The organism is Paracidovorax sp. MALMAid1276 (assembly GCF_049198005.1).
Classification (GTDB): Bacteria; Pseudomonadota; Gammaproteobacteria; order Burkholderiales; family Burkholderiaceae_C; genus Acidovorax.
The window spans coordinates 1-6,006 of the sequence record NZ_JBMIRS010000151.1; the positions used below are offsets into that span (position 1 = coordinate 1).

Here is a 6,006-nt window from a genome sequence, read left to right on the forward strand (position 1 = left end):
GGCTCAGCCCGAACGGATGGGGAGGCGCCCTGGCTTCGACAGGCTCAGCCCGAACGGATGGGGGAGGCGCCCAGGCTTCGACAAGCTCAGCCCGAACGGATGGGGGTAAGCGCACCGGCTTCGTCCAACTCCCCAAGTCCACAACGCACGATTTTTACAAAGCACTTGCTTGCTAAAAATAACACGCTTTGCTATCGTGCCCCCATGGAACCCCCCGTCCGTCGCCCCCGCGCCTCCTCCTCCCGGGCCACTCCGGCGCCGGCGCACGCGCGCCCGGGCGCAGCGCCCGTGCTGCCTGCATCAGAAGAAGCACCCCCCACCCCGCGCCGCCCCCGTGGCCGCCCCCGCAAGACCGCCGAAGAACTCGACGACGGCAACCGCCGCCGCAAGCTCATGGACAGCGCCGCCCAGCTGTTCATCGACAAGGGCTTTGCCGCCACCAGCACGCGCGACATCGCCGCCGCCGTGGGCATGCACAGCGGCTCGCCCTTCTACCACTTCGAAAGCAAGAGCGCGCTGCTCTATGCCGTGATGAACGAAGGCATGGCCACCGCCGTGCAAAGCCAGCAGGCGGCCCTGGATGCCGTGGCACAAGGCACGCCCGCCGCCACCGCGCGTGCGCGGCTGCGCGTGCTCATCCGCCACCACTTCGAGGTGCTGCTCGGGCCCCACAGCGGCTTCATTCCGGTGATGCTTTACGAATGGCGATCGCTCACGCCCGCCCAGCGCAAGAGCATCGCGCGCGTGAAGGACACGTACGAAGCGGCATGGATGCCCACGTTGCAGGCCCTCGCGCGGCAGAAAGCGCTGCAGGCCGACCCGGACGTGGCGCGGCTGTTCATCTTTGGCGCACTCAACTGGGCGGTGCAATGGTTCGCCGCGCCTCGCAAGAGTCGGCCCGGCAAGTCGCTCGATGAACTGACCGACGAGGCGATGGCGCTGTTCATTCACAAGGCCTGATCAATCCATGCAAGCGACACTGCTGTCTTCCTCCGGCTCTGCCTACCGCTCGGTCTTTGCGCCGGGCCTGTTCGATGGCCGCGTGATCATGGTCACCGGCGGTGGCTCGGGCATCGGCCGGTGCACGGCGCACGAACTGGCGCACCTGGGCGCCCGGGTGGTGCTGGTGGGGCGCAATCCCGACAAACTGCAAGCCGTCGCCGATGAGATCGCCGCAGACGGCGGTGCGGCGTCGTGGCAGGCCTGCGACATCCGCGCGGAAGACGCCGTGGCTCTGTTGGTGCAGCAGGTGCTGGCCAAGCAGGGGCGCATCGATGGACTGGTCAACAACGCGGGCGGGCAGTTCATGGCCCCCCTGGAATCCATCAGCGCCAAGGGCTGGGAGGCGGTGCTGCACACCAACCTCACCGGCGGCTTCCTGGTGGCGCGGGAATGCTACCGGCAGTGGATGGCCTCGCACGGCGGCTCCATTGTCAACATCGTGGCCGACATGTGGGGCTCCATGCCGGGCATGGGGCACAGCGGCGCGGCGCGCGCCGGCATGGTCAGCTTCACCGAAACCGCGGCGCTCGAATGGGCGCACAGCGGCGTGCGCGTCAACGCCGTGGCGCCGGGCTATATCGCGTCCAGCGGCATGGACCACTACCCGCCCGAAGCCGCCGACCTGCTGCGCGCCATGCCACGCACGGTGCCCCTGGGCCGGTTTGGCAACGAGGCCGAGGTGTCGGCCGCCGTTACGTTCTTGCTCAGCCCGGCGGCCAGCTTCATCAGCGGCACCACCCTGCGGGTGGATGGCGCGCGGCCCCAGGTGCGCATGGGCTGGCCCATGCGCGTGCCGGATGCGGCCGTGCAGCAGCGCGCTGCGGTGGCGCCCTACGACGGCTTTCACCGCGCGCAGGTGCCGCAGGTGTTTGCAGCGCCTGCACACGCCACCGACCATCGCGCCGACCATCCCGACGGTTATGCGCCCAAGGAATCTGCATGACCGCCGCGTTTGTCTCGCGCTTCAACCCCGGCGCGCCGCAGGCGCAGCACCGCCGGGCCGCACTGCTGGCCCGGCTGGATGCGCTGCGTGCGCTGGAAGACCGCGCCGCTGCCGCCTCGGCGCGCGCGCAGCCGCAGTTCGACAAGCGCGGCCAGCTGCTGCCCCGCCAGCGCGTGGCTCTGCTGCTGGATGCGGGCGCGCCCTGGCTGCCGCTGTGCGCGCTGGCGGGCTTTCTGCACGATGTGAAGAACCGCGACGAGTCCGTGCCCGGCGGCGGCGTGATCGCGGGCATCGGCGTCGTCAGCGGCGTGCGCTGCATGGTGGTGGCCAGCGACTCGGGCATCGATGCCGGCGCCATCCAGCCCATGGGGCTGGACAAGATCCTGCGCGTGCAGGAGATCGCGCTGCGCGAACGGCTGCCGTTCGTCCACCTGGTGGAGAGCGCCGGGGCCAACCTGCTGCGCTATCGCGTGGAGGGTTTTGTGCACGGGGGCGCGTTGTTCCGCAACCTGGCGCGGCTGTCGGCGACGGGCATTCCGGTCATCACGGTGCAGCACGGCTCGGGCACGGCCGGCGGGGCCTACATGCCGGGCCTGTCGGACGTGGTCATCATGGTGCAGGGCCGCTCGCGCGCGTTTCTGGCCGGGCCGCCGCTGCTCCAGGCTGCCACGGGCGAGATCGCGACGGAAGAAGAGCTGGGCGGCGCCGAGATGCACACCGCCGTCTCGGGCCTGGGCGAATATCTGGCGCAGGACGACCGCGAGGCGCTGGGCCTGGCGCGTGACGTGGTGGCCCAGCTGGGTTGGGCCGCAGCGCACCGCGCCGGGGCGACCGCGCCGGCCCCCACGCTGCCCGCCGACGACCTTCTGGCGCTGCTGGCCGACGACCTGCGCCAGCCGGTCGACATGCGCGAGGTCATCGCGCGGCTGGTGGATGGCTCGCAGCTGCTCGAATTCAAGGCCCGCTACGGCGCGGCCACCGTCTGCGCGCAGGGCCGCATCCAGGGCCATGCCGTGGGCTTCATCAGCAACAACGGGCCCATCGACGTGGCCGGCGCCAACAAGGCCACGCACTTCATCCAGTGGATGTGCCAGCTGGGCCACCCCATCGTTTACCTGCAGAACACCACGGGCTACATGGTGGGCACGGACAGCGAGCAGGGCGGCATGATCAAGCACGGCAGCAAGATGATCCAGGCCGTGACCAACGCCACTGTGCCGCAGATCACCATTCAGTGCGGCGCAAGCTTTGGCGCGGGCAACTACGGCATGTGCGGCCGGGCCTTCGCCCCGCGCTTTCTGTTCAGCTGGCCCGGTGCCCGCACGGCCGTGATGGGCGGCGAGCAGGCCGCGCGCACCATGCGGATCGTGACCGAGGCCGCGCTGGCGCGCAAAGGCATCACACCCGATCCGGCCGAATCGCAGGCGCAGTTCGATCGCATCGTGGCGCTCTTCGAGGCCCAGGCCGATGCCTTCACCACCAGCGGCCTGCTGCTGGACGATGGCGTGATCGACCCGCGCGACACGCGGGCGGTGCTGGCCTTTTGCCTGGACACGATTGCCGAAGGCGCCGCGCGCACCACCCGGCCCTTGCAGTTCGGGGTGGCACGCATGTAGCACCAGCACTGTCAGGGCTCCCTCGCTCACAACACACCACCACGGAGACCAGCACCATGCAGTTCACCCACGAGCACCGCGAGATCCAGAAAACCTTGAAGCGCTTCATCGACGAGGAGATCAATCCCCATGTGGACGAATGGGAGGCGGCCGAAATCTTTCCTGCGCACGAGGTCTTCAAGAAGATGGGCAACCTGGGCCTACTGGGCCTGTGCAAGCCCGAGGAATACGGCGGACAGGGGCTGGACTACTCGTACAGCCTGGCCATGGCCGAGACGCTGGGCCACATCCACTGCGGTGGTGTGCCCATGGCCATTGGCGTGCAGACCGACATGTGCACGCCCGCGCTGGCCCGCTACGGCAGCGAGGAGCTTAAGCGCAACTTTCTGGCCCCGGCCATTGCGGGCGACATGGTGGGCTGCATCGGCGTGAGCGAACCGGCGGCGGGCAGCGATGTGTCGGGCATCAAGAGCGTGGCGCGCAAGGATGGCGACGACTATGTGATCACCGGCCAGAAGATGTGGATCACCAACAGCCTGCAGGCCGACTGGATGTGCATGCTGGTCAACACGGGCGACGGCCAGAGCGTGACGGGCGGCAGTCCTCACAAAAACAAGAGCCTGGTGATGGTGCCCATGCGCGATGACAGCGGCCGACTGCGCCCTGGCATCGAGGTGGCGCGGAAGATCCGCAAGATCGGCATGCACAGCAGCGACACCGGGTTGATCTATTTCGACGAGGTGCGCGTGCCGCAGCGCTATCGCATCGGGGCCGAGGGGCAGGGCTTCATCTACCAGATGCAGCAGTTCCAGGAAGAGCGTCTGTGGTGTGCTGCCAGCGCGCTCGAATCGCTGACGCACTGCATCGGCTGGACCATCGAGTGGGCGCAGGAGCGCAAGCTGTTCGGGTCCACGCTGGCCGACCAGCAATGGGTGCAGTTCAAGCTGGCCGAGCTGAAAACCGAGGTCGAGGCGCTGCGGGCGCTCACCTACCGCGCCTGCGAGCTGTACGTGAACGGGCAGGACGTTCTGGAGCTGGCCAGCATGGCCAAGCTCAAGGCCGGGCGCCTGAACCGCGAGGTGCCCGACACCTGCCTGCAGTTCTGGGGCGGCATGGGCTACACGCTCGAAAACAAGGTCTCGCGCCTGTACCGCGACGGGCGGCTGGCGTCCATCGGCGGTGGGGCGGACGAGGTGATGCTGGGCATTTTGGCCAAGCTGATGGGTATTGCGAAGCGGCCCGTATGAGGGGAAGCAGCTTTCCTGCCATGCGCAGCATGCGCGGCCTTGCCCCTCTCCCCTCGCGGGAGAGGGGTTGGGGAGAGGGGGTGAGCTTGCGCCGCGCCCCAGCCAGAGACCCCCTCTCCCCCGCCCTCTCCCGCAAGGGGCGAGGGAGTGAAGTCCGCCCGCTGCGTGCGAGCCACGGAACACGCAAATGACCGCTGCTGTTTTGCTCATCGACCGCGTGCCGCTGCCCAGCGGTTGTGTGGAAACCTGGACGCTGAACGACCCTGCCAGCCGCAATGCGCTGTCAGAAGCCATGGTGGATGCCCTGCTGGCCGCGTGTGAGCATGCTGCAACCGATGCCGACCTGCGTGGCGTGGTGCTGCGCGGTGCGGGCGGGCATTTCTGCGCGGGCGGCAGCCTGGGTGGAATCGGCCAGCCGCTGGCGGCAGGCGACGCCGATCCGCTGGTGCCGTTGAACCGCCGCTTTGGCGCGCTGCTGCAGGCCCTGTGTGCGCTGCCGCAGTGGCTCATCGTGGCGGTGGAGGGGGCGGCCATGGGCGGCGGCTTTGGGCTCGTGTGCTGCGCCGACCATGTGCTGGCCCACACCAGCGCGCAGTTCGCCACGCCCGAAGTCACGCTGGGCATCGTGCCCGCGCAGATCGCGCCGTTTGTGGTGCGGCGCCTGGGCCCTGCTGCGGCGCGGCGGTGTTTGCTGACAGGCGAGCGCTGGGATGCCTCTGCCGCCCAGCGCTGGGGGCTGGTCGATGACCTGGTGGAGGGCGACATGAATGCGGCTGTGGAGGCCGCCATCGCGCGCCACGCCGCCGCAGCGCCGCAGGCCGTAGCCGCTACCAAACGTTTGTTGCTGGCCCAGCCCGAAACGCCGTTGCCCGCGCTGCTGGACGATGCAGCCGATGCCTTTGCGCAAGCGCTGCGTGGCCCCGAGGCGCCGCAAGGGCTGGCAGCGTTTGCCGCGCGCAAGGCGCCGCCCTGGAGTGCAAAGCCGTGAATGCAGGCCTCAACGTTGCGGGACCCGTATTGACCCGCCTGAAGCCGTTCACGCTGAGCCTGTCGAAGTGCCGCGCAAGGCTTCGACAGGCTCAGCCCGAACGGGTGTTTGAGATTCAAAAACGCCGAATGCATCACCGGGACGGTCGTGTTGCGGGCATGGCAATGCAGATTGCCCGTGCACGCGCAGCGTGCAGGCGGGCGATGGAGC

Annotated in this window: 6 protein-coding genes; all 6 read left to right on the forward strand. The window is 68.9% G+C overall.

From position 1 onward, the window contains the following. Window positions 1-204: 204 nt before the first annotated feature. A complete protein-coding gene (locus ACOQFS_RS10135) occupies window positions 205-960 on the forward strand; it encodes a TetR/AcrR family transcriptional regulator (protein WP_421562755.1) in 756 nt (251 codons plus the stop codon). Between the two features lie 7 nt (window positions 961-967). Beyond that, a complete protein-coding gene (locus tag ACOQFS_RS10140) occupies window positions 968-1,945 on the forward strand; it encodes an SDR family oxidoreductase (protein WP_421562756.1) in 978 nt (325 codons plus the stop codon). Continuing rightward, window positions 1,942-3,561, forward strand: a complete 1,620-nt coding sequence (locus tag ACOQFS_RS10145; protein ID WP_421562757.1) for an acyl-CoA carboxylase subunit beta — start codon at window positions 1,942-1,944, stop codon at window positions 3,559-3,561. Before ACOQFS_RS10140 ends, ACOQFS_RS10145 begins: the two co-directional genes overlap by 4 nt. 56 nt (window positions 3,562-3,617) lie before the next feature. Next, window positions 3,618-4,808 (forward strand): acyl-CoA dehydrogenase family protein, encoded by a 1,191-nt coding sequence (locus ACOQFS_RS10150; protein ID WP_421562758.1) that lies wholly within the window; start codon window positions 3,618-3,620, stop codon window positions 4,806-4,808. 187 nt (window positions 4,809-4,995) lie between these two features. Beyond that, window positions 4,996-5,796: an enoyl-CoA hydratase/isomerase family protein gene (locus ACOQFS_RS10155; RefSeq protein WP_421562759.1), complete on the forward strand. Its 801-nt coding sequence runs from the start codon at window positions 4,996-4,998 to the stop codon at window positions 5,794-5,796. Beyond that, window positions 5,793-6,006, forward strand: a 214-nt coding sequence (locus tag ACOQFS_RS10160; RefSeq protein WP_421562760.1) for a hypothetical protein, incomplete at its 3' end; no start/stop codon positions are given. The genes ACOQFS_RS10155 and ACOQFS_RS10160, both read left to right, overlap by 4 nt.

What these genes read in the sequence shown, in the direction of transcription:
- ACOQFS_RS10135 (WP_421562755.1), top strand. Translation starts at nt 205, where the DNA reads ATGGAACCCCCCGTCCGTCGCCCCCGCGCCTCCTCCTCCCGGGCCACT.
- ACOQFS_RS10155 (WP_421562759.1), top strand. Translation starts at nt 4,996, where the DNA reads ATGACCGCTGCTGTTTTGCTCATCGACCGCGTGCCGCTGCCCAGCGGT.
- ACOQFS_RS10140 (WP_421562756.1), top strand. Translation starts at nt 968, where the DNA reads ATGCAAGCGACACTGCTGTCTTCCTCCGGCTCTGCCTACCGCTCGGTC.
- ACOQFS_RS10150 (WP_421562758.1), top strand. Translation starts at nt 3,618, where the DNA reads ATGCAGTTCACCCACGAGCACCGCGAGATCCAGAAAACCTTGAAGCGC.
- ACOQFS_RS10145 (WP_421562757.1), top strand. Translation starts at nt 1,942, where the DNA reads ATGACCGCCGCGTTTGTCTCGCGCTTCAACCCCGGCGCGCCGCAGGCG.